Annotated in this window: 23 protein-coding genes; 12 read left to right on the plus strand and 11 right to left on the minus strand. The window is 67.0% G+C overall.

Annotated elements, in window-relative coordinates; genetic code table 11:
• Positions 1–26 precede the first annotated feature (26 nt).
• The 7 genes from BM009_RS03950 (at position 27) to BM009_RS03980 (ending at position 8,807) form a co-directional block, all read left to right on the plus strand.
• On the plus strand, positions 27–656 hold the full coding sequence (locus BM009_RS03950) for a CpaD family pilus assembly lipoprotein (protein WP_368085919.1): 630 nt from the start codon (positions 27–29) through the stop codon (positions 654–656).
• The gene (locus BM009_RS03955; protein ID WP_093293981.1) at positions 653–1,927 is read left to right on the plus strand and encodes a CpaE/TadZ family protein; all 1,275 of its coding nucleotides are present in this window, start codon (positions 653–655) and stop codon (positions 1,925–1,927) included. The genes BM009_RS03950 and BM009_RS03955 overlap by 4 nt, the downstream gene beginning before the upstream one ends.
• Before the next feature lie 6 nt (positions 1,928–1,933).
• A complete protein-coding gene (locus BM009_RS03960; protein ID WP_093293983.1) occupies positions 1,934–2,914 on the plus strand; it encodes a type II secretion system F family protein in 981 nt (326 codons plus the stop codon).
• 5 nt (positions 2,915–2,919) lie between these two features.
• A complete protein-coding gene (locus BM009_RS03965) occupies positions 2,920–3,912 on the plus strand; it encodes a type II secretion system F family protein (RefSeq protein WP_093293985.1) in 993 nt (330 codons plus the stop codon).
• 58 nt (positions 3,913–3,970) lie between these two features.
• Positions 3,971–4,519: a hypothetical protein gene (locus BM009_RS03970; protein ID WP_093293987.1), complete on the plus strand. Its 549-nt coding sequence runs from the start codon at positions 3,971–3,973 to the stop codon at positions 4,517–4,519.
• A gap of 453 nt (positions 4,520–4,972) precedes the next feature.
• Positions 4,973–7,612, plus strand: coding sequence for a TonB-dependent receptor (locus tag BM009_RS03975; protein ID WP_254772135.1), 2,640 nt, complete (start codon positions 4,973–4,975; stop codon positions 7,610–7,612).
• 184 nt (positions 7,613–7,796) lie between these two features.
• Complete coding sequence (locus BM009_RS03980) at positions 7,797–8,807, plus strand: nucleoside hydrolase (protein ID WP_093293991.1); 1,011 nt, start codon at positions 7,797–7,799, stop codon at positions 8,805–8,807.
• Positions 8,808–8,818: 11 nt separating this feature from the next.
• Here BM009_RS03980 and BM009_RS03985 read toward each other — a convergent pair whose 3' ends face one another.
• From BM009_RS03985 to BM009_RS04000, 4 genes are all read right to left on the minus strand, one after another.
• Positions 8,819–9,301, minus strand: a complete 483-nt coding sequence (locus BM009_RS03985; RefSeq protein WP_093293993.1) for a chorismate--pyruvate lyase family protein — start codon at positions 9,299–9,301, stop codon at positions 8,819–8,821.
• Positions 9,301–11,964, minus strand: a complete 2,664-nt coding sequence (gene ppdK / locus BM009_RS03990) for a pyruvate, phosphate dikinase (protein ID WP_093293995.1) — start codon at positions 11,962–11,964, stop codon at positions 9,301–9,303. Before ppdK ends, BM009_RS03985 begins: the two co-directional genes overlap by 1 nt.
• Before the next feature lie 161 nt (positions 11,965–12,125).
• Positions 12,126–14,330: a glycine--tRNA ligase subunit beta gene (gene glyS, locus BM009_RS03995; protein WP_093293997.1), complete on the minus strand. Its 2,205-nt coding sequence runs from the start codon at positions 14,328–14,330 to the stop codon at positions 12,126–12,128.
• Positions 14,331–14,577: 247 nt separating this feature from the next.
• Positions 14,578–15,444, minus strand: coding sequence for a glycine--tRNA ligase subunit alpha (locus BM009_RS04000; protein ID WP_093293998.1), 867 nt, complete (start codon positions 15,442–15,444; stop codon positions 14,578–14,580).
• Positions 15,445–15,759: 315 nt separating this feature from the next.
• Here BM009_RS04000 and BM009_RS04005 point away from each other — a divergent pair, with 315 nt between their 5' ends.
• Positions 15,760–16,623, plus strand: a complete 864-nt coding sequence (locus BM009_RS04005; RefSeq protein ID WP_093294000.1) for a TraB/GumN family protein — start codon at positions 15,760–15,762, stop codon at positions 16,621–16,623.
• A gap of 20 nt (positions 16,624–16,643) precedes the next feature.
• Here the strand turns inward: BM009_RS04005 and BM009_RS04010 are convergent, their stop codons facing one another.
• The 6 genes from BM009_RS04010 to BM009_RS23075 all read right to left on the minus strand — a co-directional run bounded on the left by BM009_RS04010 (position 16,644) and on the right by BM009_RS23075 (position 21,938).
• Complete coding sequence (locus BM009_RS04010; RefSeq protein ID WP_093294001.1) at positions 16,644–17,864, minus strand: acyl-CoA reductase; 1,221 nt, start codon at positions 17,862–17,864, stop codon at positions 16,644–16,646.
• Positions 17,865–17,896: 32 nt separating this feature from the next.
• Positions 17,897–18,970, minus strand: coding sequence for a LuxE/PaaK family acyltransferase (locus tag BM009_RS04015; protein ID WP_093294003.1), 1,074 nt, complete (start codon positions 18,968–18,970; stop codon positions 17,897–17,899).
• Positions 18,971–19,053: 83 nt separating this feature from the next.
• Positions 19,054–20,427 carry an AMP-binding protein gene (locus BM009_RS04020; RefSeq protein ID WP_093294005.1) on the minus strand — a complete coding sequence of 458 codons (1,374 nt, stop codon included), beginning with the start codon at positions 20,425–20,427 and terminating at the stop codon, positions 19,054–19,056.
• Between the two features lie 4 nt (positions 20,428–20,431).
• Complete coding sequence (locus tag BM009_RS04025) at positions 20,432–21,187, minus strand: SDR family NAD(P)-dependent oxidoreductase (RefSeq protein ID WP_093294007.1); 756 nt, start codon at positions 21,185–21,187, stop codon at positions 20,432–20,434.
• Positions 21,174–21,407: an acyl carrier protein gene (locus BM009_RS04030; protein WP_093294009.1), complete on the minus strand. Its 234-nt coding sequence runs from the start codon at positions 21,405–21,407 to the stop codon at positions 21,174–21,176. Before BM009_RS04030 ends, BM009_RS04025 begins: the two co-directional genes overlap by 14 nt.
• Before the next feature lie 30 nt (positions 21,408–21,437).
• Positions 21,438–21,938 carry an acyltransferase gene (locus BM009_RS23075; protein ID WP_093294011.1) on the minus strand — a complete coding sequence of 167 codons (501 nt, stop codon included), beginning with the start codon at positions 21,936–21,938 and terminating at the stop codon, positions 21,438–21,440.
• A gap of 468 nt (positions 21,939–22,406) precedes the next feature.
• On the opposite strand from BM009_RS23075, the gene BM009_RS04040 reads away from it, so the two are divergent.
• From BM009_RS04040 to BM009_RS04050, 3 genes are all read left to right on the plus strand, one after another.
• Positions 22,407–23,009, plus strand: coding sequence for a 50S ribosomal protein L25/general stress protein Ctc (locus BM009_RS04040; RefSeq protein ID WP_093294013.1), 603 nt, complete (start codon positions 22,407–22,409; stop codon positions 23,007–23,009).
• A 203-nt stretch (positions 23,010–23,212) separates the two neighbouring features.
• Positions 23,213–23,782 carry an aminoacyl-tRNA hydrolase gene (pth, locus tag BM009_RS04045; protein WP_093294015.1) on the plus strand — a complete coding sequence of 190 codons (570 nt, stop codon included), beginning with the start codon at positions 23,213–23,215 and terminating at the stop codon, positions 23,780–23,782.
• A gap of 98 nt (positions 23,783–23,880) precedes the next feature.
• Positions 23,881–24,318, plus strand: a complete 438-nt coding sequence (locus BM009_RS04050; RefSeq protein WP_093294017.1) for an NIPSNAP family protein — start codon at positions 23,881–23,883, stop codon at positions 24,316–24,318.
• 52 nt (positions 24,319–24,370) lie between these two features.
• Here the strand turns inward: BM009_RS04050 and BM009_RS04055 are convergent, their stop codons facing one another.
• A complete protein-coding gene (locus tag BM009_RS04055) occupies positions 24,371–25,378 on the minus strand; it encodes a transferrin-binding protein-like solute binding protein (RefSeq protein ID WP_093294019.1) in 1,008 nt (335 codons plus the stop codon).
• 180 nt (positions 25,379–25,558) lie between these two features.
• Here BM009_RS04055 and ychF point away from each other — a divergent pair, with 180 nt between their 5' ends.
• Complete coding sequence (gene ychF / locus BM009_RS04060; RefSeq protein ID WP_093294020.1) at positions 25,559–26,656, plus strand: redox-regulated ATPase YchF; 1,098 nt, start codon at positions 25,559–25,561, stop codon at positions 26,654–26,656.
• Positions 26,657–26,718 lie beyond the last annotated feature (62 nt).

The raw sequence follows: 26,718 nt of genomic DNA on the forward strand, positions 1-26,718 counted from the left end.
TGCGCCCGTCGAGGAGAACCGCCTTGTTGCCGCGTCCCGCTCTCGCCCTGCTCGCCCCCGCGCTGCTGCTCGCCGGTTGCGCGGGCTATAATGGCGGCCTCGATTCGGTGCACCAGCCGATCGTCAGCCGCCAGGACCTGACGCTCGACCTTCAGGCCGATGGCAGCCGGCTCGCCCCCGGCGAAGACCGTCGCCTCGCCGAATGGATGGGCGCAATGAACCTGCGCTATGGCGACCGTCTCGCGATCGACGACGGCGCCGACGGCAGCACCGGCCGCAGCGACATCGCCGCCGCCGCCGGGCGCTACGGCCTGCTGCTCGCCGATCGCGCGCCCGCCACCGGCAGACCGGACTCGCCGGGAACCGTTCGCGTGGTGCTCACCCGCACCAGCGCCGCGGTGCCGGGCTGCCCCGACTATCGCCACTTCAGCGGCGCGACCGCCGATGCCAGCACCAGCTCCAATTTCGGCTGCGCCACCGCCTCGAACCTCGCCGCGATGGTCGCCGATCCGGCCGACCTCGTCCGCGGCGCCCCCGGCGCGCCCACTGCCGATCCGCTGACCGCCAGCAAGGCGATCGGCGCCTATCGCGCAGCCGCGCCCAGCGGCGGAGGCGGCACGACGGTGAAGGGCGAATCGAGCGGAGGCCCGAAGTGAACGCGCCCTTCAACCCCGGCCGTGCGGCTAGCCGCGAGCCGTTCACCGCCTTCGTTTGCGACGAGGCCACGGCAGAGCTGATGCGCCCGATCGCCGTCGAGCTCGGCTGGTCGCCGGAAAAGGTCAACAAGGGCGGGCTGCGCAACGCGGTGCAGACGCTCGCCGTCTCCGCCAGTCCGCACGTGCTGTTCGTCGACCTGTCCGAATCGGGCGATCCGCTCAACGACATCAACGCGCTCGCCGAAGTGTGCGAGCCCGGCACGATCGTGCTCACCGCCGGCGCGGTGAATGACGTGCGCCTGTACCGCGACCTGGTCGCCAGCGGCATCCAGGATTACCTCCTCAAGCCGATCAACCCGGACATGCTGCGCGACGCCTTCCTCCAGGCGCAAACCGCACTCGCGGCGCCCAAGCAGAGCGACGCGAGCGCAGGGCGCCCGCACTCCGCGACCGCCGTGATCGGCACGCGTGGCGGCTGCGGCGCGACCAGTATCGCCACCTCGCTCGCCTGGCTGATGGGCGAACGCCAGGGCCGCACCACCGCGCTGCTCGACCTCGACGTGCATTTCGGCACCGGCGCGCTGGCGCTCGACCTGGAGCCCGGACGCGGCCTGACCGACGCGATCGAGAACCCCAGCCGCATCGACGGTCTGTTCATCGAACGCGCGATGGTGCGCGCCTCCGAACGGCTCGCGGTGCTCTCGGCCGAGGCGCCGATCAACGCGCCGATGACCGGCGACGGCGCCGCCTTCTACCAGTTGCAGGAGGAGATTCGCGGCGCGTTCGAATGCACGATCACCGATCTGCCGCGCCAGATGCTGGTGCAGCACCCGCATCTGATCGCCGACATGCAGGTGGCGGTGCTGGTGACCGAGCTCACCCTGGCCGCCGCGCGCGACACGATCCGCATCCTGAGCTGGTTCAAGTCGAACGCACCGCAGACCCAGATCTTCATCCTCGCCAACAAGATGCCGCAGCCGGCGCTGCTCGAGATCAGTCGCAAGGAGTTCGAGGGCTCGATCGAGCGCCCGATCGATTTCGTCGTGCCGTTCGAGCCCAAGCTCGCCGCCCAGGCCGCCAAGCTCGGCAAGCCGATGGCCGAAGTGGGCCGCACCAATCGCGGGCTCGCAGCCTTGGGCGAGCTCGCCGGCCGTATCCTCGACGTCACCGATGCCGGCGCCGAGGGCGAGCGCAAGGAGGCGGCCAAAGGCGGCTCGCTCCTCAGCAAGCTCGGCGACCTCAAGGCGCTGATGGCGAGCAAGAAGAAGTAACCGCGCATGCCGCTGCTGCCGCTCCTGATGCTGGGCCTGGGTGCCGCCGCGGTGCTGGTGCTGCTGGTGCTGGCGCTGTCCGGCCCCTCGGCGCAGCGGGCGAGCGCGCGGCGGCTGACCTCGCTGCGCGACCGGCACATGGTGAGCGCCACCGGCGCCAATGCGATGGAGGCGCAGCTTCGCCGCATCTCGACCAGCCAAGCCAGCAGCTTCGATCTCACCTTCGCCCGGCTACTGCCCAACCAGGAACAGCTGGAGAAGCGCCTGGCGATGACCGGCAAGAGCTGGACTCTCGGCCAGTACGGCCTCGCCACACTGGGGCTGGCGCTGGCGGTAGCGCTGCTGCTGTTCCTCAAGGGGGCGCCGCTGCTGCTCTCGATCGTGTTCGGGCTATTCGTCGGGCTGGGACTGCCGCATTTCGTTATCGGCTTCCTGATCAAGCGTCGCGTGGCCAAGTTCACCGCCACCTTCCCCGATGCGATCGACCTGCTGGTGCGCGGCTTGCGCTCGGGCCTGCCGATCACCGAGACGATCGGCGTGGTCGGCTTCGAGATGCCGGGGCCGGTGGGCGAGGAATTCCGTGCGGTCAGCGACAAGATGAAGATCGGCCGCACGCTCGACGCCGCCCTCCAGGAAACCGCCGACCGGCTCGGCACCCCCGAGTTCCAGTTCTTCACCATCACCATCCAGATCCAGCGCGAGACCGGCGGCAACCTGGCCGAGACGCTGGGCAACCTCTCCGACGTGCTGCGCAAGCGCTCGCAGATGAAGCTCAAGATCAAGGCGATGTCGTCGGAAGCCAAGGCATCGGCGATCATCGTCGGCGCGCTGCCCTTCATCGTCTTCGGGCTGATCTGGTCGATCAACAACGAATATATGATGCACTTCTTCACCGATCAGCGGCTGATCGTCACCGGCGGCGGTGGGCTGATCTGGATGGCGATCGGCACCTTCATCATGGCCAAGATGGTCAATTTCGAGATCTGACGGCGATGGAACCCAGCCAAGGCCCGACTCTGCTCGGCATCGACGTCCTCTGGGTCGCGACTATCCTGTCGGCGGTCGCCGCCTTTGCGGTTCTCGTCGCCATCTATGCGGCCACCACCGTGCGCAACCCGATGGCGCGCCGAGTAAAGATGCTCAACGAACGCCGCGAGCAGCTGAAGGCCGGCATCGTCGCCACCCCTTCCAAGCGCCGCGCCAAGCTGGTCCAGCGCAGCGACACGACCGACCGCATCCGCAGCTTCCTGAGCTCGCTCAAGGTGCTGCAGGACGAGCAGGTCAAGGTCGCCCAGGTCAAGCTGCTCCAGGCCGGCATCCGCAGGCGGGAATGGGCGGTGGGCGTGATCCTCGGCCGGCTGGTGCTGCCGATCCTGTTCGGCGGCCCGATGCTCTATTTCGTCTACGGCACCGACATGTTCGCCGACTGGAGCCCGCTCAAGGCCTATGGCCTGGTCGCCGGCAGCTTCGTGCTCAGCTACAAGGCGCCCGATCTCTACCTCAAGAACCGCATCCAGAAGCGCACCGACGCGATCCGCAAGGGCCTGCCCGACGCGCTGGACCTGCTGGTGATCTGCGCCGAGGCGGGCCTGACCGTCGACGCCGCCTTCGGCCGCGTCGCGAAGGAACTGGGCCGCGCCTATCCCGAGCTGGGCGAAGAATTCTCGCTGACCGCGATCGAACTGGGCTTCCTCACCGACCGCCGCGCCGCGTTCGAGAACATGGCGATGCGCATCAATTTGGATGCAATTCGTGGTGTCGTCACGACCATGATCCAGACCGAGAAGTACGGCACCCCACTCGCCTCGGCATTGCGGGTTCTTTCTGCAGAATTCCGCAACGAGAGAATGATGCGCGCGGAAGAAAAGGCCGCACGTCTTCCTGCGATCATGACGGTTCCACTGATCCTTTTTATTCTCCCCGTGCTGTTCATCGTGATCCTCGGGCCCGCGGCCTGCTCGATCAACGATTCGTTGATGCACTGACGTTTACGGAACCTAACGGGAGGTGGCAGGTTGTTGGCGGGTTGTCGGGAGCCAACCTATGAACGACCTGCCCTATACCACCCCCTTGCAGTTCATCGGGCTCGCGCTCGCCCTGGTCGCCGGCTGGCTGCTGGGCATGGCGAGCAGCAACAGCGGGCGTCGCTGGCGCGAACGCTATGAGGCGGAACGCGATGCGCATCAGGCGCTGCGCGATGAACTCGCCACCGCCAATACCCGCATCCGCGATCTGGAGGCAGCCAATTCCAGGCTGGAGCGCTCCATCGCCGATCGCCGCCCCGCCACGCCCGTGGCCGACCCGGCGCCGGCCAAGCGCGATTCGGCCGTCCGCAGCTGGTTCTACGGCGGCACCGACGTACTAGCCCGCATCCGCGGCATCGACGAGCATCGCGAGCGCCAGCTCAACCAGCTCGGCATCCAGCATTTCCGCGACATCGAGGAATTGCCCCGCGGCGACGAACTGCCGCTGGAGGAGCGACTCGGGCTGCCGCAGGGCACGATCGTCGATGAACGCTGGCGCGAACAGGCCGCCCTGCTGCGCGCAGGCGAGACCGACGAACATGCCCGCAGGTTTGGCCACCACGCCTAAACTTGTCTTACAATAGAGGTTGACTGTCGCTCGGGCGCAACGCCCGGGCGTTTTTTTATGCGCGCTCGATCGACCGCCTCCGCTGCGCCCGACGGCTGCCGGCGCCGCCATATTCGTGCGCATTTCCAAACGTTACCACACACTCCTCGCACTAAGTACGTCACGGGCGGGGCGTACGGATTCGCCACCAGCCCATAACCGATCCCCTACCTTTCACCATAACGTCTCAAATAGGTCATGCCGCTGTCCTCGACTGGCTTGACAACTGGTCAGGCCTCTAGGACATTTGTCGGACCACGGGCAGCAAGCTCGGGATAGAAAAACAGAGCACCGCAGCAGGGTTCGCCATTTTTGATGAGGGGTGGTTTGATGTTGAGTCCTTCGACGACAAAGGCGCGTCGCGCCGTTACCGGTACCAAGTTGGTATTGCTTTCCGCAGGTTGCATCGCAGCCTTGGCTCTAGGCGACCCCGCCTTCGCCCAGACCGATGCCGCGCCCGCCGCACAGGGTCAGGATGATACCGGCGGCGACATCGTCGTCACCGGCTTCCGCTCCAGCCTTGCCTCCGCGCTCGACGCGAAGCGCAAGGACATCCGCATCACCGACGGCATCTCGGCGGAGGATATCGGCAAGTTCCCGGCGCAGAACATCACCGAGGCGATCCAGCGCATCGCCGGCGTGCAGATGTCGAACATCAACGGCCGTGGGTCGACGATCAGCATCCGCGGCCTCGGCGCGCAATATGCCCGCACCACGATCAACGGCCAGACCTTCGCCAGCGCCGACTTCAAGGACGGCTTTCGCTACGACATCATCCAGACCGATCTCGCCAGCGCGATCCAGGTGGTCAAGTCGCCCACCGCGGACATGGACACCGGCGGCCTTTCGGGCACCGTCAACATCGATACGGTCAAGCCACTTGCCTATAAGGGGCCGCGCTTCATCGTCGGCGTGAAGGGCTACAACTCGGAATATCGCGGCAAGGAAATCACGCCCAAGGTCAGCGGCGCCTATATCGACAGCTTCGCCGGCGGCACGCTGGGGGTAATGGCGAACGTCAGCTACCAGAAGCTGAAGGATCGCGGCGACTATGTCTTCATCAAGAACTGGTACAATGCCGGGGTGATCGATCCCGATGCGCGCGTGCCGGGGAACCTGCGCTACCGCCGCATCGATCGCGATACCGAGCAGCTGATGGCCAGCGGCGCGATCCAGTGGAAGCCAAGCGACAATTTCGAGGCGCTGCTCCAGGGCGAATATTCGCGCGACCATACCCGCTACACCACGCGCCAATATGTGTTCGGCCGCTGGGATTCGAGCGCGGTCACGGTGAACAGCAAGGCGAACGGCATCGCCAACAACATCACGATCAGCAATTTCAACGTCGACAACAACACCCAGCCCGAGCTGCGCAACCTGAAGACCCAGGCCTATACCGGCACGATCAACTGGCAGCCGGGCGACACCTGGAAGGTCCACGCCGTCGCCCACTATACCAAGGGAGACGCGGCGCTGTACGAATGGGCGTCGATCGACGAAGTGAAGTTCGCCCAGGGCGGCACGCTCGACATCTCGAACCCGAGCAATATCAAGTGGACGACGCAGAGCCTCACCGACGGCTCGGTTTGGAACAACGCCAACCGCACCTGGTTCGCGTTCGTCGACGGCGCCACGCACATCCAGACCGCCAAGGACAAGGCCGCCCAGGTCGACCTCACCAAGGATCTCGGCTGGCACGGCCTCCAGTCGCTGGTGCTCGGCGCCAAGTTCCACCATGAGAGCTTCGCCACCGACGCCTATCGCCACGACCGCGACGGCGACGTCAGCGATCCGGTGAAGTACCCCGAGTTCAACTACATCCCGAATCTCGGCACCACCGGCCAGCTCGTCACCAACTTCCTCGACGGCGCGATGTCGATCCCGCACGCGTTCCTGTCGACCAACGCCGATGTCTGGCAGAGCCTGCTCGCCTCGAAGGGCATCACCGTGCCCGACGTGCCCGACTGGCCCAGCACCTACCGCGTCGACCGCTACGTGCCCGCGGTCTATGCCATGGCCAATGTCGACACGACGGTCGGCGGCCTCGCGCTGCGCGGCAACCTGGGCGTGCGCTATGAGCACACCCACCAGAACGTCACCGCCAGCCTGACCGACGGCACCGGCAGCGACGCCGCGCTGCTCGGCCAGCAGCACATCGTCCAGGATTACGGCAACGTCCTGCCGAGCGCGAGCTTCGCCTTGGACCTGACGCCGAAGCTGGTCGCCCGCTTCGCCGCGGCCAAGGTGCTGGTGCGCCCGCTGCTCAACAGCCAGACGCAGATGGCGGACACGATCAGCACCGGCATCTCGCAGCAGAAGCGTGCCTTCACCAGCGTCTCGGCGGGTGAATCGCGCCTCAAGCCGCTGACCGCGAACCAGCTCGACCTCAGCCTGGAATTCTACCATGGCCGCGGCAACTCGATCAGCGTCGCCGGCTTCTACAAGGCGGTGAAGAACGGTACCTTCACCCAGTTCTACTGCCCCAGCTCCTATAACGGCGTGGCGCTGAACGGCGTGACCACCGACTGCCAGTCGGCGGACCTGAAGAGCGACTACAGCTTCAGCCGCGTGCTGAACGACAGCCGCACCATCCACATCAAGGGCGTGGAATTCTCGGCCTCCGAGAATTTCGACGGCATCCTGCCGGTCAAGGGCTTCGGCGCCACCGGCAACGTCACGCTGGTGGACACCAACGCCAGCGCGCTGGGCACCGGCTTCAACCTGCGCGACCTGTCGAAGTTCACCGCCAACATCACGCCTTATTGGGAAAACGAGATGTTCAGCGTGCGCTTCTCGGTCAACCACCGCAGCTCGTACAAGCAGGACGCCGCCAGCAGCTTCTTCGTCAACGGCGGTGAGATCCACACGGTGCGCGCCCGCACCCAGATGGACCTCGCGATGGGCTTCACGCCGAACAAGTGGCTGAGCTTCACCGGCGGCATCATCAACCTGAACAACACCCACGAAGACGCCTATCAGACCACCGCGGACACCTTCCAGATGGCCAGCCGCACCGGTCGCACCTTCTACCTGTCGGCCACGACCAAGTTCTGATCGACAAACACCGGGCTATCCCCGGGAGCGCCCCTCTTCCGCAAGGAAGGGGGGCGTTTCTCTTTGCCGGCATGCCCGTAGCGCGGTCCGGCGCTGGACCCGGCGAGCCGGGCAGCGCATGGTACGCTCCGGAAAGCCCCGCGCCCCGTTGGTCGGCGCCCGGGTGCCAAAGTTCGGGATACGCATGCTACGACGCCACTTGCTCCGCGCGCTGCCGGTTGGCGGCATCCTCGCCTGCCTGCCCGGGGCGGCGCGGGCGCAGTTCCTGCCGGTCGCGCCGAAATGCCGCGTGATCATCGACAATGATTTCTCGGGCGATCCGGACGGCCTGTTCCAGCTGGCGCACCACCTCGCCTCCCCCGCGACCGAGGTGTCGCTCGTCATCGGATCGCACATCCATGTCGGCGACTTTCTCGACAGGTCCGCCACCCAGGCCGACAACGCCGTCCGCGCCGTCCAGGCGCTGATGGCGACCATGCGGCTGCCCCGGCGGCCCGACGTCATCGCCGGGCGCAACGCCGCACCCGCGGCCGGCGCGCGGCCCGAGGCGACTCCGGCCGTTCGCCGCATCGTGGCCGAAGCGCTGCGCGACGATACCGCCCTGCCCCTCTATTATGTCGCCGGCGCCGGGCTGACCGAGATCGCCGAAGCGCTGCAGCTCGAGCCGCGGATCGCGAGCAGGCTCAAGCTCGTCTGGATCGGCGGCGCGGAATATGAATCGCTGAACCCCAGCCTGCCGCCTCGCAAGGACAGCGAGTACAACACCACGATCGACCTCGCCGCCGCCCGCACGGTGTTCAACGATTCGTCGGTGGAGATCTGGCAGGTGCCCCGCGACACCTACCGCACCATGCTGGTCAGCTTTGCCGAGCTGGAGGCCGGCCTGGCGCAGGCGGGCGCGCTGGGCCGCTATCTGCGCGCGCAGCTGCGCCGCGCCGTGGAAACCGCCGGCAAGGGCGCCGAGACCTATATCCTGGGGGACAGTCCGCTGGTGACGCTGACCTCGCTCCAGTCCTTCTTCGATCCCGACGCTTCGTCCAGCCGCTACGTCGTTCGTCCCACGCCCCGCATCAACGCGCAGGCAGGCTATGAGCTGGTCACAGGCACGCGCCCGATGCGGGTGTACACCAGCATCGACACCCGCCTCACCTTCGCGGACATGTTCGCCAAGTTCCGGACGGCCAGCCTTCCCTGACAGGGACCCGCCTAGCGCAGCACCGCGGCGGTATAGTTCTCGACGACTTCGGCCAGCGCCCGCCCCTCGCCGTCCAGCACCAGCGCGCGGTGACGGAGCACATAGGGCGCAATGCCGGCCGTCACCTGCTCCAGCGGCTTGCGATGGGGATGGAGCGGCCGGATCAGCGCGCCGAAGGGCGTATCGCCCTGCTCCAGCGCGGCATTCATTTCGGGCGTCAGGCGCGACGGCACATACCAGTTCTCGGCGACCGAATAGGCCACGCCTGCGCAGCTGAGCACCACGCTGCGATAGACCACCCGCTCGTCCGGCCCCACGCCCAGCCGCGTCCGCTGCTCCGGCGTGGGATCCTTATGCGCCGCCCGGTTCACCTCGGCGCGGATCGGACCGCCACAGCGGCGCTCCAGCACGGCGGTGGCGGTAGGGCTGGCGAGAAGGTCACGGCTGAGGGCCGCCGCATCGTCCGTCGCTACCGCTACCGCCACTACCAGCATCACTTTCCTCGAATTGCCGCCTGCGCTGCCGCGAGCCGCGCGATCGGCACGCGATAGGGCGAAGCCGAGACATAATCGAGCCCCGTCTTCTCGCAGAAGGCGATCGAGGCGGGGTCGCCGCCATGTTCGCCGCAGATGCCGAGCTTGATGTCCGGCCGGGTCGCGCGGCCGCGCTCGGCGGCAAGAGCGATCAGCTGGCCAACGCCCTCCACGTCGAGGCTGACGAACGGATCCTTGGCGTAGATGCCCTTCTCCACATAGGTGGTGAGGAAGCGCGAGGCATCGTCGCGGCTCACGCCCAGCGTGGTCTGGGTCAGGTCGTTGGTGCCGAAGGAGAAGAACGCGCCCACCTCGGCGATCTCGCCCGCCATCAGCGCCGCGCGCGGCAGCTCGATCATCGTGCCGACCAGATAGTCGATCGTGCGGCCCTTCTCGGCAAACACCGCCTGCGCCGCCTTGTCGACCACCGCCTTCATCAGCTCCAGCTCGCGCCGCGTCCCGACCAGCGGGATCATCACTTCGGGCACCGGCGCCGCACCCGACTTCTCGGCCACGGCGATCGCCGCCTCGAAGATCGCACGCGCCTGGATCTCGTAGATCTCGGGATAGGTCACGCCGAGACGGCAACCGCGATGGCCGAGCATCGGGTTGAACTCGTGCAGCTCGGCGGCGCGGCGCTTGAGCGTGTCCACGTCGACGCCCGCTGCGGTCGCGACTTCGGCGAACTCCGCTTCTTCATGTGGCAGGAATTCGTGGAGCGGCGGATCGAGCAGGCGGATCGTCACCGGCAGGCCCGCCATCACCTCGAAGATCTCGAGGAAGTCGCTGCGCTGTTCGGGCAGCAGCTTCTCGAGCGCGGCGCGACGGCCGGCCTCGTTCTCGGCGAGGATCATCTGGCGCACGGCGGTGATCCGGGCCGAGTCGAAGAACATGTGCTCGGTGCGGCACAGCCCGACGCCCTCGGCGCCGAACTCGCGGGCGGTGCGGCAGTCGAGCGGCGTCTCGGCATTGGCGCGCACCTTGAGGCGACGGACCTCGTCGGCCCAGGTCATCAGCGTGCCGAAGTCGCCCGACAGCTCGGGCTGCACGGTCGGCACCTGGCCGGCCATCACCTCGCCGGTGGCGCCGTCGATCGTGACCATGTCGCCCTCGCGGATCTCGCGGGAGCCGACGCGCATCACCTTCTCGCGCGCGTTGATCGACAGGCTGCCCGCACCCGAGACGCAAGGACGGCCCATGCCGCGCGCCACCACCGCCGCATGGCTGGTCATGCCGCCGCGTGCGGTGAGGATGCCGCGCGCCGCGTGCATGCCGTGGATGTCCTCGGGGCTGGTCTCGACGCGGATCAGGATCACCGAATCGCCGGCATTGGCGCGCTTCTCGGCCGTGTCGCTGTCGAACACCGCGAGGCCCGAGGCCGCACCAGGGCTGGCCGGCAGGCCCTTGGTCAGCACGTCGCGCGGCGCCTTGGGGTCGAGCGTCGGGTGGAGCAGCTGGTCGAGCGCCTGCGGATCGACGCGCAGGATCGCCTCCTCGCGGGTGATCAGCCCCTCGTTCGCCATGTCGACCGCGATCTTGAGCGCCGCCTTCGCGGTGCGCTTGCCGCTGCGGGTCTGCAGCATCCACAATTTGGCGCGTTCGACGGTGAACTCGATGTCCTGCATGTCACGATAATGGGTTTCGAGCCGGTCGAACACCGCCGCCAGCTCGCCGTAAACCTCGGGCATCGCCTCTTCCATCGAGGCGGGCTTGGCGCCTGCCACCTCGCGGGCACGCTTGGTGAGATATTGCGGCGTGCGGATGCCGGCGACCACGTCCTCGCCCTGCGCGTTGATCAGGAACTCGCCATAATAAGCGCGCTCGCCGGTGGAAGGGTCGCGCGTGAACGCCACGCCCGTCGCCGAGGTGTCGCCCATGTTGCCGAACACCATCGCCTGCACGTTCACCGCCGTGCCCCAGTCTGCGGGAATGTCGTTGAGGCGGCGATAGACCTTGGCGCGCTCCGACTGCCACGAGCCGAACACCGCGCCGATCGCACCCCAGAGCTGGTCGTGCACGTCCTGCGGGAACGGCTTGTTCCACAGCTCCTCGACGATGGACTTGTACTCGGCGACCAGCGCCTGGAGGTCGGTGGCCGACAGCTCGGTGTCGAGCGTGAAGCCGCGATCTTCCTTGGCGATCTCCAGCGCGTCCTCGAACCGGCCATGGTCGAGGCCCAGCACCACGTCCGCATACATCTGGATGAAGCGGCGATAGCTGTCCCAGGCGAAGCGATCGTCGCCGCTGGTGGCAGCCAGCCCCTGCACGGTCTGATCGTTGAGGCCGAGGTTGAGAACGGTGTCCATCATCCCCGGCATCGAGACGCGCGCGCCCGAGCGGACCGAGACGAGCAGCGGATCGGCCGCGTCGCCGAACTGCTTGCCGGTGATCGCGGCGATATGCGCGATGCCGTTCGCGACTTCGGCCTTCACGCTCTCCGGGAAGGTCTCGCCTTCCTCATAATAACGCGTGCACATCGCCGTGGAGATGGTGAAGCCCGGCGGCACCGGCAGCCCGATCGAGGCCATCTCGGCGAGGTTCGCGCCCTTGCCGCCGAGGAGATTCTTGTCGCCCGCACCACCGTCCGAAACACCACCGCCGAAGCGGTACACATATTGCGTCATTCTGATCCCCTTCCGATCGAAAGCGCCCTTGCTCGACACAAGGGCGCTACCGCAGCTGCGAAGAAGGCGGAACCGCTGACTACGTTGTCGGTATCCGATTATTTCGGGACCGTGGCAGTTTCAGGCCAATTTACGGGATATTAATCGTACAATTAAGCCCCTCAACCTTCGATCTTGGCGAAGTCCGCTACCTTGTGCACTGCATCACGCATCCGCGCGAGCAGGCCGAGCCGCGCAGCGCGCTTGGCGGGATCGGCGTCGTTGACCGTCACCTGATCGAAGAACGCGTCGATCGGCGCGCGCAGGATGGCGAGCGCGGCCATCGCGCCCTCGAACTGCTCGGCTTCGATCGCGGCGGTTGCCTTGGGCTCGGCCGCGTCGAGCGCGGCGGCGAGCGCGGCCTCGGCGGGTTCTGGATCATAGGCGAAGCCGGATGGGTGCTGCGCGGCTTCGTTCCCCTGCGAAAGCAGGGGCCCAGGGTTGCTCTGCCCTTCGCTACCCTGGGCTCCTGCGTCCGCAGGAGCACTGGCAGTGCCAACGCCTTCCTTCTTGAGGATGTTCGCCGCGCGCTTGTAGCCGGCGAGCAGGTTGGCGCCGTCCTCGGTGCCGACGAACGCCTGCAGCGCCTTCACCCGCGCGAGCAGCCGGACGAGATCGTCCTCCCCGCCGAGCGCGAACACCGCGTCGATCAGATCGTGGCGGACACCGGCCTCGCGCTGCTGGACCTTGAGACGGTCGGCGAAGAAGTCGAGCACGTCCTGGCTGACCGAACGGAGCAGCGGGAAGCGAAGGCCATTGTCGAGCAGGATGGCGAGCACGCCCAGCGCTGAACGCCGCAGCGCGAACGGATCCTTCGAGCCGCTCGGCTTCAGGTCGACGCCGAAGAACTGGGTGATGCTGTCCAGCTTGTCCGCCAGCGCCACCGCCACCGTCACCGGATCGGTGGGGACGTCGTCGCCCTGCCCGACCGGCTTGTAGTGATCGCGGATCGCCGCGGCTACCGCCGGGTCTTCCCCTTGCGCGGCGGCGTAATAGCCGCCCATCAGGCCCTGCAGTTCGGGGAACTCGCCGACCATGCCGGTGACGAGATCCGCCTTGGCGAGACGCGCGGCGCGTTCGGCGAGGGTGGCGAGCGCAAGCCCCTCCCCCTCAGGGGAGGGGTTGGGGGTGGGGCCTGAGCTGGGAGCGAGTCCTTCGGTCGAGGCGGAGTCCCCCACCCCAACCCCTCCCCTGAAGGGGAGGGGCTTTATTACCCCGCTCTCGACGAGCCAGCGCGCGAGCTTCGCGACGCGCTCGACCTTGTCGGCCACCGTGCCCAGCTTCTCGTGGAAGACGATCTTCTCGAGCTTGCCCGCCTGCTCGGCGAGCGGCACCTTGAGGTCCGTCTCGTAGAAGAACCGCGCATCGCTCAGCCGCGCGGCCAGCACCTTCTGGTTGCCCGCGACGATCTTCTCGCCGCCATCGGCCGCGTCGATATTCGCCACGCAGACGAAGGCGTTGGCCAGCTTGCCCGCGCCATCGCGGCACACGAAATATTTCTGGTTCACCCGCGCGGTGAGCTGGATCACCTCGGGCGGCACTGCCAGGAAGGCCTCGTCGAAGCGGCCGAGCAGCGGCATCGGCCATTCGGTCAGCCCGGCATTCTCGAACAACAGGCCCTCGTCCTCGATCAGGCTGAGCCCGGCCTTCTGCGCCGCCATCTTCGCGCCCAGCGCGATGATGTTGCGGCGCTCGGCACCGTCGACGATGACGTGGCAGGCACGCAGCTTCTCGACATAGTCGTCGGCTGAACCGATCGTGATCGTGCCCGGATGGTGGAAGCGATGCCCCACCGTCGCCGCGCCGCTGGTCACGCCGGCGACCTCGCACGGCACCAATTCGCTGCCGAACAGCGCGACGATGCCCTGCAGCGGGCGTACCCAGCGCGGGCTCTCGGTCGAGAGCGACGGCGCGCCCCAGCGCATCGACTTGGGCCAGGGGAACGCCCGGATCACCGCGGGGATCGCGGCGGCCAGCACCTCGGCGGTCGCGCGGCCGGGCTTGTCGACCACCGCGAACAGCACCCCGTCGCGCTCGACCAGCTGGTCGGCGGTCAGGCCGGTCTTGCGGAGAAAGCCTTCCAACGCCTGGGGCGGCGCGCCGACGCGCGGGCCCTTGGTCTCTTCGGAGACGGCGGCGGTCTGCTCGGGCAGGCCCTTGAGGATCAGCGCCAGCCGGCGCGGTGTCGCATAGCTGATCGTCTCGGCGGCCTTGAGGCCGGCCTTGTCCAACTCGGCTGCGAACAGGCGGGCGAGATCCTCCCGCGCCTTTTCCTGCATGCGCGCCGGGATTTCTTCGGAACGGAGTTCGAGGAGGAAGTCGGTCATGATTTCTTTTCACGCAAAGGCGCGAGGGCGCGAAGGAAGGAAGAAGGTTGGTTCACGCGGAGGCGCGGAGGCGCGGAGGGTGCGGTCCGCGCGGCGGCGTCAGCCGCCCGAATCATCGAGCGAGACGTGGCGGGCGCGATCGAGAGAGGGCCGCTGGCGCGGCGGGTGCTGACTCCGCGTCTCCGCGCCTCCGCGTGAACCCAAAACTTCTTCGCGCCTTCGCGCCTTCGCGTGAACGAAAGAAGCATCACGCCGACCATCCCGGATAGGCGGCTTCCCATTCGGGGCTCTTCTTCTCGATCCACGCCGAACAGGCGCCCTTCGCCAGATCGCGCACCCGGCCGATATAGGCCTGGCGCTCCGCCACCGAGATCACGCCGCGCGCGTTCAGCAGGTTGAAGATGTGGCTCGCCTCGATCGCCTGCTCATAGGCCGGGATCGGCAGCTTGGCCTCCAGCGAGCGCTCGCACTCGGCCGCGGCCTTGCGGAACAGGTCGAACAGCGCATCGGTATCGGCGATCTCGAAGTTCCACTTCGACATCTCGCGCTCATTCTCCAGGAACACGTCGCCGTACGTCACGCCCGCATCGTTGAAGGCGAGATCGTACACGCTGTCCTTGTTCTGGATGTACATGGCGAGGCGTTCGAGCCCGTAGGTCAGCTCGCCCGCCACCGGCTTGCAGTCGAACCCGCCCATCTGCTGGAAATAGGTGAACTGGGTGACTTCCATCCCGTCGCACCACACTTCCCAGCCCAGGCCCCAGGCGCCGAGCGTCGGCGATTCCCAATCGTCCTCGACGAAGCGGATGTCGTGCTTGGTGAAATCGATGCCGATCGCGGCCAGCGAGCCCAGATACAGCTCCTGCAGGTCGGGCGGGCTCGGCTTCAGGATCACCTGATACTGGTAATAATGCTGCAGCCGGTTGGGGTTCTCGCCATAGCGGCCGTCGGTCGGGCGGCGGCAGGGCTGGACGAAGGCGGCGTTCCACGACTCCGGCCCCAGCGCGCGCAGCGTGGTGGCGGGGTGGAAGGTGCCGGCGCCCATCCGCATGTCATAGGGCTGCAGGATCAGGCAGCCGCGCGTGCTCCAATAGTCGTGGAGCGTCAGGATCATGCGCTGGAAGCTGAGAGGTTCGGACAAGTTGGTCACCCTGTGAGGTTTGGGGAGCGCTTTGGCGCAGGGCGCGGAGGGGGTCAACCGGGGGCCATGGCGAACCCCGCGCAGCAGACAAAAGCGTCGCTCTCGACCCATACGCCGTCATCCCCGCGAAGGCGGGGATCCATTGGCGCTGAAGCGGCGGTTCTTGCCCCCAGCGTCCTGGCAAATGGATTCCCGCCTTCGCGGGAATGACGATGGAGTGTGAGACGCTAGCGCAGACCCGAACGTCGGATTGTTGAACTGATCGGCCTACTCCCCCACAAGGCCGCCATGTTCCGCGCACTCCTCCTCGCCGCCCTGTTCCTCCTCGGCAGCTGCGGCGCCGCGCCGCGCGAGGCCAAGCCTGCGCTGTGGGCGGTGCGCGACGGCGACACGACCGTCTATCTGTTCGGCACCGTCCACCTGCTCCGCCCCGACCTGCGCTGGTTCGACGGCCCGGTGCGCACCGCATTCGAGCGCTCCGACACGCTGGTCCTCGAACTGGTGATGCCGCCCGAAGCCGAGACGCAGGCGCTGCTCGACAAGCTCGGCCGCACCCCCGGCGATCCCACCGTCGCCGCCCTGCCCGCGCCCGAGCATGCCAAGCTCGAAGGCGCGCTCCGGCAAGCGGGTCTCTCTCCGCAATCGCTCGATCGCGACGAGCCGTGGCTGGCCGCGCTGACCTTGTCGCTGCTGCCGCTCCAGAAGCTCGGCTATGACGATGCGAGCGGCGTCGAGCAGGTGCTGCAGGCGGCGGCGAGCAAGGCGGGCAAGCAGGTAACGGAGCTGGAGACCGCCGAGGAACAGTTCGGCTATTTCGACCATCTCTCCGCCGCGGCGCAGACCCGCCTGCTCGGCGACACGCTGGACGGCCTGCCCGAGACCGGCGCGAATATCGACGCCGCCGTCGCTGCCTGGAGCAAGGGCGATGCCGATGCGCTCGCCCGGATGCTGAATGCCGATCTCGCCGCTAATCCCGAGCTGCGCGACACGCTGCTGCTCCGGCGCAACCAGCGCTGGGCGGCATGGATCCGCGGCCGCATGCAGCGCCCCGGCACCGTGTTTGTCGCCGTAGGCGCTGGCCATCTCGCCGGCAGCGACAGCGTGCTGGCGATGCTCGCCAAGGCCGGGCTGAAGGTCGAGCGGCTCCAGTAGGACGCCGCCCGCCCTGCCGCTCAGCCCTGCGGCGCGTCGATCACCACAATGCGGGTGAGCGAGGTCAGGAAATCGATCCCGTCCCAAATGGCGTTGAAGTTCAGCGCGTGGCCGAACGGCACGATCCGGTCGATCCCCCGCGGCTGGGCGTTCAGCAGGAAGGCCTGCCAGTCGCTCTTCGGCACGCCGAAGCTGGCGACCGTCTGCCAGTTGCGCCGCGCGCTGGCGCCAAGTTCCTCCAGCGCCGCGACATGGAATTCGCGGAAGAAGCCGCCGCCGGTGCCGTTGGGCTCGCCGAGCAGCGACATCGGGCAGCGGACGACGCTGATGAAGTTGGTCTCCAGCGGCACCACGCTGGCATGGACGCTCACCGCATTGTCCTGCTCAGCGAGCAGCTTGGCGACCGCGCCGGCATCTTCCCAGCCCAGATTCGCCTCGCGCGCGGCGGTTTCGACATGGTGCCAGAAATCGGTGCTGGCCTCCGCGATCTCCGCCGGCGTGCCGCGCCACACCAGCGCGCGGGGCGACGAACAGGCCATCTGGCCGAACCACAGCGAATCGTTGACGAAGTCCCGGGCCGGCGCGGTCTTGTCGTTGCTGCCCAGCCAGGCCTTGGCGTCGACCACGGCGAGCGAATATTTGTTCGGGAAGGTGAGTTCGGTGCCGCCGGGCGACAGCGGGCTCTTGCGGATCAGCTCCACCGTGCCGTCACCGCCCCAGACGACGCGGACGTCGCAGCGGTACGAAAAGGCGTCGGTGATCGACTGGTCATGCTCGTAGCGAACGATGCCGATGATTCCGCGCAGGCGCTCGCTCGACGCCTCCACCACCTGCTTGAGGATGTCGTTGAGCAGGTCCGACTGCTGCGCCGCGCGCGAGGACATGCGCACCAGGTTCACATTGCCGGCGAGCATCGACAGCAGCAGCGAATAGACGAAGATCGTGTCGACGTTCGACGGAGCGATGTGGAACGCCAGCCCGCGCGCCAGCCGCAGCGCGTCAGGGTACTGCGCGTCGAACCGGTCCTTCATCCGCTTGATGTTGGCGCCGCGCGCCCAGAAGCCGAGCGCGACCAGCTCCGGATGGCGGCGGGCCTGGGGGCTCGCCATCAGCGCCTTGCCCAGCCGTTCGATGAACTCGATCACCGCCGGATCGAAGGGCGCGAGCGGGCGCTGGGCCAGCAAAGCGTCGATGTTCGCGCCCTCGGGGACGACGAACCGCACCTTGTCGAGACTGTTCATAGCTTGGCACTCACTCGCATGGATCGATCGGGTCACTGGTTGCTGGCGAAGGTGTCGCTGCAGCCGCGCACTTCGGCCTTGGGCAGGCGGCCATGGACCGCGAAATACTTACCCTTGCGGCCGCAGGCGCAATCGTCCTCGCCGAGCAGCGTGCCCTGGTCCTCGGTCAGCAGCGAATGGCCGGGATAGCTGCGCGGCAGCACCGAGACGACCTGGATCACGCCGGTTTCGCCGATGTCGCACTCGCTCCAGTCGACCGGGCGGCGGATCACCACGTCGGCGAACACCGGCGCATGGAGATGCCCCGCCTCGCACTCGACGAAGATCGAGCCGGTCTGCTCGACCATGCCGTAGAAATTATGGACGCGGCCGAAGCCGGCCAGATCGCTGGCACGCTGCTTGAAATGCTCGTTGGAGACCTTCTCGGCCTCCAGCTTCTTCCAGCCGCCCGAATGGATCAGGATCGCGTTGTCGAAGGGCAGCTTGCGACCCGATTGCTCGAGCTGCTGGATGAAATAGCGCCACACCATGAAGGTGAAGCCGAACGCGAAGATCGGCTGGCCGGCATTGGCGGCGGCGAACGTCTCCAGCGCCTCCCAGTCCAGCTCCATCGTCTCGTCCTTGAGCGCGAAGACGTGCTGGCGGCCGAAGGTCATCATGCCCAGGATGCCGGCGCCGCGCGCGCTGAAGGTGCGGCGATCCTTCACCACGCTGGGGTGATCGATGATCAGCATCGGCAGCCGCTTCGGACCGATGAACGAGGTCATGATCTTGGTCAGCGCGCGGGTCTGCAGCCGGGCGGTGTCGGCATCGAGAAAGATGCGCGAGGGGCGCTGGCCGGTGGTGCCCGACGAGGTCATCGTCTTGAACACCTGGTCCTGCGGCACCGAGGAGAGGTCGTGCAGCTTGAACATGCTGACCGGGATCAGCGGCGCGTCGGCCCCGCCCGGCAGGTCGCCCGGGCCATAGGCGTCGAGAATCGAACGATAGCCTTCGCATTCCGCACCGTGAAACGCCGTCAGCTCGCGCAGCTCGGCCTGGAGCAGCGCATGCTTCTCCGCCTTGGGGAGGTCATAGACGGGAACCTCGAAAAAGGACTCAATCATCGCTTCAACTCCTTTTTCCGCACCGACAACGCTATCGGGCCCGGCATCGCACCGATATCTGGCGTCGGCCAGGGCTGTTCAAGTCACGCAGGCTTGGAGGCCTGCTCCCATGCCGCCTGCAGCGCGGCGGCCGTCACCTTGCCGGAGGCGGTGCGCTCGACCGGGCCGCCGTTGCGCACCTCGATGCCGCGCGGCGGCAGCGAGAAAGCATCGACGATGGCCTTGCGCACCTCGACCGGGTCGAGGCTGCCATGGATCAGCACCTGCAGCTTGTCGTCCGCGCCGAAGCAGAACACTTCGGCCTCGGGCGTGGCGATGCGGCGCTCGACCTCGTCGAGGTTCACGCGCAGGCCGAACACCTTGAGGATGCGCGAGCTGCGCCCGACGATCCGGAGGAGTCCGTCCTCACCCAGCTGCGCCAGGTCGCCGGTGGCGAGCACACCACCCAGCTCGTCACCCTTGGCGAGATCGGCGCGCTCCAGCGCATAGCCCATCATCACCGCGGGGCTGTGGATCCGCATCTCGCCGGTCTCGCCGGGTGCGGCCGAGGCGCCGTCCTCCTTGACCAGTTCGATCGTCACGCCGGGAATGGCGACGCCGATCGCGTCCGGATGGGCGGCGGCATGTTCGGGCGGCAGATAGGCGACGCGCGGGCCGGCCTCGGTCTGGCCGTACATCACGAAGAACTTGCGATCGGTCCGTGCCGCCCAGTCGCCGAAGAAGGAAACCACGCGCGGATCGAGCCGCCCGCCCGCCTGGGTGAGCGTCTTCAGGCTCGGCAGGCTCAGCTTCTCCTCGCCGAAGCGGCGGAGCGTCGTATAGTGGAACGGCACCCCGGCGATCGAGGTGGCTTCGTGCTGTCGCAGATCGTCCCAATAACCAGGCTCCATCACCGTCTTGCGGGTGACGCAGATGCACGCCCCCACCGCGAGGTGCGAGTGGATCACCGACAGGCCGTAGGAATAGCTCATCGGCAGGTGGAGCAGCGGCCGCTCGTCGGCGGTCAGCGCCAGATACTGGGCGATGCTCTCGGCATTGGCGGTGATGCCGGCAAGGCGCTGGCGCACCAGCTTGGGCGAGCCGGTGCTGCCCGAGGTGGTGAGCAACAGCGCCAGATCGGGGTGGAGCTCGGCCGCGGGCGCATCGGTCACGCGCACGCTGCCGGCGACCGGATCGACGATCGCGCTGGGTTGATAGGCGGCGTAGAGCTGCTCGGACAGCAGCTCCGAGAGATCGGCCTCCAGGAGCAGCGGCACATGGCCTGCGTGCAGCAGCGCCACATAGGCGGCGATCGATTCCGCCGAAACGCTGCACCGGAGCACGACCAGCGACCGCGCCTCGGGCAGGCCCGAGATCAACCGCTGGCCGAGTGCCAGCGTCTCGGCATAGCTGAGCACCCGCTCGCCGTCGGCGACGCAGGGATTGCCGGCAAATTCCTGGAAGACCCGATCGAACATCCGCTTAGACCATCATCCCGCCATCGACGCCGATCACCTGCCCGGTGATGTAGCGGGCGGAGTCGCTGGCGAGGAACAGGCTGAGGCCCGCCACGTCCTCGGGAGTGCCGAGACGGCCCATGCCGATCGACGCCACGGTCTCCTGCCGCTTCTCCTCCGACAGCCCTTCGATCAGCGCCGTGTCGATCGCGCCCGGCGCGATGGCGTTGACGCGGATCTGGCGGGCGGCGAATTCCTTGGCGAGGCTCCTGGTCACGCCGATCACGCCTGCCTTGCTGGCGGCATAGACCGCCTGGCCGGCAAAGCCCTGCGCGCCCATGATCGAGGTGAGGTTGATGATCGAGCCGCCGCCGTTGCGTGCCATCAGCCGTGCCGCATATTGCGAGGCAACCAGCACCGAGCGCAGGTTCACCTGATAGGTCTCGTCCATCATCTCGACCGAGGCCATCTCGATCATCGACGCCTTGAGGATGCCGGCATTGTTGACCAGCACGTCGAGGCGGCGATCGGCCTTCTGGATGGTCCCGAAGGCCTGCTTGATCGCCGCCGGATCGGCGACGTCGAAGTAGAGCGCGCGCGCTTCCCCCGCGCCGAGCGCGTTTAGGGTAGCAAGGGTCGCATCCAGCGACCCTTCGGTCCGCGCCGCGAGCCAGACGGTAGCGCCGGCCTCGACCAGCCCCTTGGCGATCGCCGCGCCGATGCCGCGCGACGCCCCGGTGACCAGGGCGACGCGGCCGGCGAGCAGGTCAGGCCTCGACATCATATTTCTTGAGGATTTCGCGGATCGTGCCGACGCTCGACATCGCGACGATGTCGTCGGTGTCCAGCATCACGTCGTACGCGGCTTCCAGCTCAGCGATCAGCGCCATGTGCGCCACCGAATCCCACTCGGGGATCGAGTTGTACTTCAGGTCGTCGGTGATCGCGGAGCGATCGAGCATCAGTGCGCGCGCGACGATTTCGTGCAGGTCTTCGGCCATGTGTAGATCCTTGATGGGGAAAGAAAGAACTTATGCCGCGTCGGCGGGCGTGGACGCCGCAGCCGGAGCGGCCGGTGCCGCATCGGCGCTCGCGCGCGAGAGGATGAGGCCCCACTGCCCGGTGACGAGGCCCTTTTCCATCACCCGCGCGGGGTTGCCGCCGGCGAGGCAGCCGTCGGGAATGTCGCGCATCACCACGCTGCCGGCGGCGACAATGCAGCCGTCGCCGATCTTCACGCCCGGGAAGATGATCGAATGCGCGCCGATCTGGCAGCGTTCGCCGATAATCGTCTTCAGGTGCATACGGCGGACATAGTCATGCGTCAGGATCGCCGCACCGAAGCTGACCGCGGTGTCCTTGCCGATCCAGACGCCGTCCGGATGCGCCTTGTCCAGCTTCGACGACAGCGAGATCGCGCAGCCCTCGGCGATGTGCATGCCCCAGAACTTGTTGAGATACAGTCGGTAGATCTCAACCGCATAGCGCCTGAGCTTCCGCCGGATGAGAGCCGCAGCCCCGAATTTCGCCATCTTAATCCCCCGAGCGCAATTTCAACCTGTCGATATTCGCTTCCGCCGATCGACTGGCTCAGATCACTACAAAACCGTTCGAGCCGCCCCCTCCGCCACAACGCACATGCACAAGGAGCACAGGAGACCGCGCCTCAATGCCCTTTTAGTCAGCGATCTTCCACTGCCGCAAGCGTCCATGTTCAGCAATTATTATCTAATTGCACCATCTACCCGCGGAATGTGACCGTTCGTCGTCGACTTAGGTTGCGCGGCCGGAGCACCGGCCAGCGGCGTTATATAACACTCGAAACCCGGTTCGGCTCCCAAAAAAATGTTGCGTCGCACCATGGGAGTGGCATGCGAAGCGCGCGTCTTGCGATTTCGGCCGGCTTCGCCTATAGGCGCGCGCTTGCCGTGGCAGGGTCATCCCTGGAGGCCTGCCGCTGCATGCACGTTGAAACATTTTAGCGCATTGGAAATCGACACATGAGCGACACGCTTACGCTGTCGGCCGAAACGCGCGACCGGGCTGGCAAGGGAGCCTCCCGGGCGCTGCGTCGTGAAGGCCGCGTCCCCGCCGTCATCTATGGCAACAAGCAGGATCCTGCCAGCATCCACGTCAACGAGCGTGAGCTGCAGAAGCTGCTGAACACCGGCCACTTCTTCAACTCGGTGATCATGGTCAACGGCGAGCGCACGCTGGCCAAGGACGTCGCCTTCGACGTCGTGACCGATCGTCCGCTGCATGTCGACTTCCTGCGCATCTCCGAGCACGCGACCGTCACCGTCGAAGTGCCGATCGTGTTCGTCGACGAAGAGCTGGCCCCCGGCCTGAAGCGCGGCGGCGTGCTCAACATCGTCCGCCACGAGCTGCAGCTGGTGGTCGACGCGGCAGAGATCCCCGACCAGATCGAGATCTCGGTCAAGGGCCTCGAAATCGGCGATTCGCTGCACATCTCAGCCGTGACCCTGCCCAAGGGCGCGACCTCCGCGATCACCGATCGCGACTTCACCATCGCCACCGTCGTCGCACCGTCGGCGCTGAAGTCGGCGGACGGCGAAGCGGAAGCCGAGTCGGCCGAGGGCTGATCGGCCTTCCCTTCACGGGTTCAAAAGATCGCCTCCGCACCCTAGGTGCGGGGGCGATTTTGTTTTTCGGGAGCCGCGGATCACCCTCACCCTTCCCACCGCCTCCGGCGGCGGGCCCCTTCCCTCTCCCATTGGGAGAGGGAGGGAGCGGCGAAGCCGCGGAAGGGTGAGGGCGACCGCAAACCGGCATAGGGAGAATGGTGATGCAGCTGTGGGTGGGTCTCGGCAATCCGGGGCCGCAATATGCGATGCACCGCCACAATGTCGGGTTCATGGCGATGGACGCGCTGGCCGAGGTGCACGGCTTTTCCGCGCCGAAGAAGCAGTTCCAGGGCTGGACCCAGGAAGGCCGCATCGGCAGCGAGAAGATCGTTCTGCTCAAGCCCGGCACCTTCATGAACGAGAGCGGCCGCGCGGTGCGGTCGGCGATGGACTTCTACAAGCTCGCGCCCGAGGACGTCACCGTCTTCCACGACGAACTCGACCTCTTGCCGATGAAGGTGAAGGTGAAGCGCGGCGGCGGCACCGCCGGGCATAACGGCCTGCGCTCGACCGACGCGCATCTTGGGCCCGACTTCCGCCGGGTGCGGCTCGGCATCGGCCATCCCGGCCACAAGGACCGGGTGACCGGCTATGTCCTTGGCAACTATGCCAAGGCCGAAATCGAGGCGTTGTCCGACATGCTCGGCGCGATCGCCGCCGAGGCACCGTGGCTGGCGGCGGGCGACGATGTGCGGTTCATGAACGAGGTGGCGCGCCGGATGCAGGACTGAGCACCGCCCCGGGTTTCTCCATCCATCCAACATGTTAGCGCTTGATACCGGCAGCAACCGTGGCATCCTCGCCGTCGAACTCGATGAAGGGATGCCCGATGCGCCTGGTTCTGCCTGCCCTGCTCGCCCTCCTCTCGCTCGCCGCGCCCGCCGCGGCACAGACTGCCGCTCCCCAGGCGCAACAGCCGGTCTATGAGCTGCGCATCTATTACCCTGCGCCGGGCAAGGCCGAGGCGCTCAACGCCCGCTTCCGCAACCACACGCTCAAGCTGTTCGCCAAGCACGGCATGCACAATGTCGCCTATTGGAACGAGCTGCCCCGCGCCGACGCGCCCGACGGTCGCGTGGTCTACATCCTCTCCTACCCCAGCCGCGAAGCGCGAGAGGCGGACTGGAAGGCGTTCGGCGCCGATCCCGAATGGCAGAAAGTGGTCGCCGAATCGGAGGCGAACGGCAAGATCGTCACCAAGGTCGAGAGCATCTTCATGACCATGACCGATTACTCGCCGCCGCTCGCGCCCTCCGGCAGCAGGTAAAAGAAAGGGGCCCGGTTTCCCGAGCCCCTCCCGTTCCGCTTGGCGGAAGCGCTTACTGCTTTACGCCGACCACTTCGCCGACGATGCGGGTGTCCGCACCGTTGATCGTGCCCGAGGCGCCGAAGACGATGCCGAGGTTCACGCCCTTCGAGCCGTAGAAGGCACCGGCGATCGTGCCGCTCGCCGCGCTGCCGCTGACGAGGCTGCCGCTGAACTGGTTCTGCCCGATCGGGATCGCGCCCTGCGCGTTGAGGGTCACATAGGCGGTTTCGGCGCCGCCGCTCGGCAGCGTCGTCAGGTTCATCGTCGTGGTGACGAGGCCGGTGGCGAAGTTGACCGACACCGTCGCGGTGCCGCCGACGCGGACGATCGTGGTCGCGTTGTTGGCGACGCTGACCGCGCGGCCGACGATGCGCGCATTGTAGCTCGCCGTGCCGGTGGTGAGCATGTCGTAGCTCAGCGTCGGATAGCCCCAGATCGAATAGGTCAGGCGCTTCTGGCCGGTGGTCGAATCGCCGCGCCACCAATTGGCGTAGCTCAGCACGGTGAGTTGCTTGAGCAGGCTATCGCTGGTCACGACGGTCGCCGCGCCGATGTTGTTGAGCACTTCGAGCTGGCTGAAATTGCCCGCCGCCGCGCCGGTGGCGGTGCTGACGCTGCGATAGACGAACTCGGTCACCGTCGGCGCCGCCGTGGTGGTGACGTTGGTGCCGACGAAGCGCGATTCCTCGGTCGCCTCGTCCATCACGAAGGTGCCGTTGGTGAGGTCGGTGGTCGCGGCCAGCTTGACGCGGCTGGTGAAGGTCTCGGTCGCGGTCACGCCCAGCGTCACGGCACCCGCGGCGGGATCACCGGTATAGTTGGTGGTCGCGTTGAGCGTGCTGAACTCGGCGGCCGCGGTCAGCGGGAAAGCGGTGTAGGTTGCAGTCGGCGTCGGCGTCGGCGTGGCCGAGCTGGTGGGCGTGGGCGTCGGCGTCGACGAGGAATTCCCGCCGCCGCTGCAGCTTGCCAGCGCGGCCGCAGCCGCGGCGCTGCCCAGAATGACATAACGGCGAATCATACGAAAACTCCTCGAGAACCTGGCGCACGACAGGGAATGACTTGGCCCCCTGTACCCCAGATGAACGCCCCTGCGTCAAGGCCGCGCGCGTTACACTGGAAAAACCCGCCGCCTGCGCGTATCGAGCCCGCCATATCGCCGGCGCGCCCGCCGGCCCCTTCACGACAGGATCGAACTACCATGGGTTTCCGTTGCGGCATCGTCGGCCTGCCCAATGTCGGCAAGTCCACGCTTTTCAATGCACTGACCGAGACGGCCGCGGCGCAGGCAGCCAATTATCCGTTCTGCACGATCGAGCCGAACGTCGGCAACGTCGCGGTGCCCGATCCGCGGCTGAACAAGCTGGCGGAGATCGCCGGCTCGCAGAAGATCATCGAGACGCAGCTCGGCTTCGTCGACATCGCCGGCCTGGTGCGCGGCGCCAGCAAGGGCGAAGGCCTGGGCAACCAGTTCCTCGGCAACATCCGCGAGGTGGACGCGGTCGTCCACGTCCTGCGCTGCTTCGAGAATGACGACATCCAGCATGTCGACAACAAGGTCGATCCGATCGCCGATGCCGAGACGGTCGAGACCGAGCTGATGCTCTCCGACCTCGAAAGCCTCGAGAAGCGCGTGCCCAACCTCGCCAAGAAGGCCGCGCAGGGCGACAAGGAAGCAAAGGCCGCCGCGAGCGTGCTCGGCCAGGCGCTCGACCTGCTGCGCGACGGCAAGCCCGCCCGCCTCACCCAACCCAAGGACGAGGACGAGGCCCGCTACCTGCGCCTCGCCCAGCTGCTCACCGCCAAGCCGGTGCTCTATGTGTGCAACGTCAACGAGGAAGACGCGGCGAACGGCAACGACCTCTCGGCCAAGGTCTTCGCCAAGGCGGCCGCCGAGGGTGCGCAGGCAGTCGTCGTCTCCGCGGCGATCGAGGCCGAGATCGCGACCATGCCGATGGACGAGCGCGGCGAGTTCCTCGGCGAGCTCGGGCTGGAGGAAACCGGCCTCGCCCGCGTGATCCGCGCCGGCTACACGCTGCTCGACCTGCTGACCTTCTTCACCGTCGGCCCCAAGGAAGCGCGCGCCTGGACCGTCCATCGCGGCGCCACCGCGCCCAACGCGGCGGGCGAGATCCACAGCGATTTCGAAAAGGGCTTCATCCGCGCCGAGACGATCGCCTATGACGATTTCGTCGCACTGGGCGGCGAAGCCAAGGCCCGCGAGGCCGGCAAGCTGCGCGCGGAAGGCAAGGCGTATATCGTGCAGGACGGCGACGTGATGCACTTCCTGCATAGCTGAGAATGCTTAGCCCCTCCCCTTCAGGGGAGGGGTTGGGGTGGGGCTGTGTCTCGCAGAGACCA

Source organism: Sphingomonas sp. NFR04 (assembly GCF_900114095.1).
Taxonomy (GTDB): Bacteria; Pseudomonadota; Alphaproteobacteria; order Sphingomonadales; family Sphingomonadaceae; genus Sphingomonas.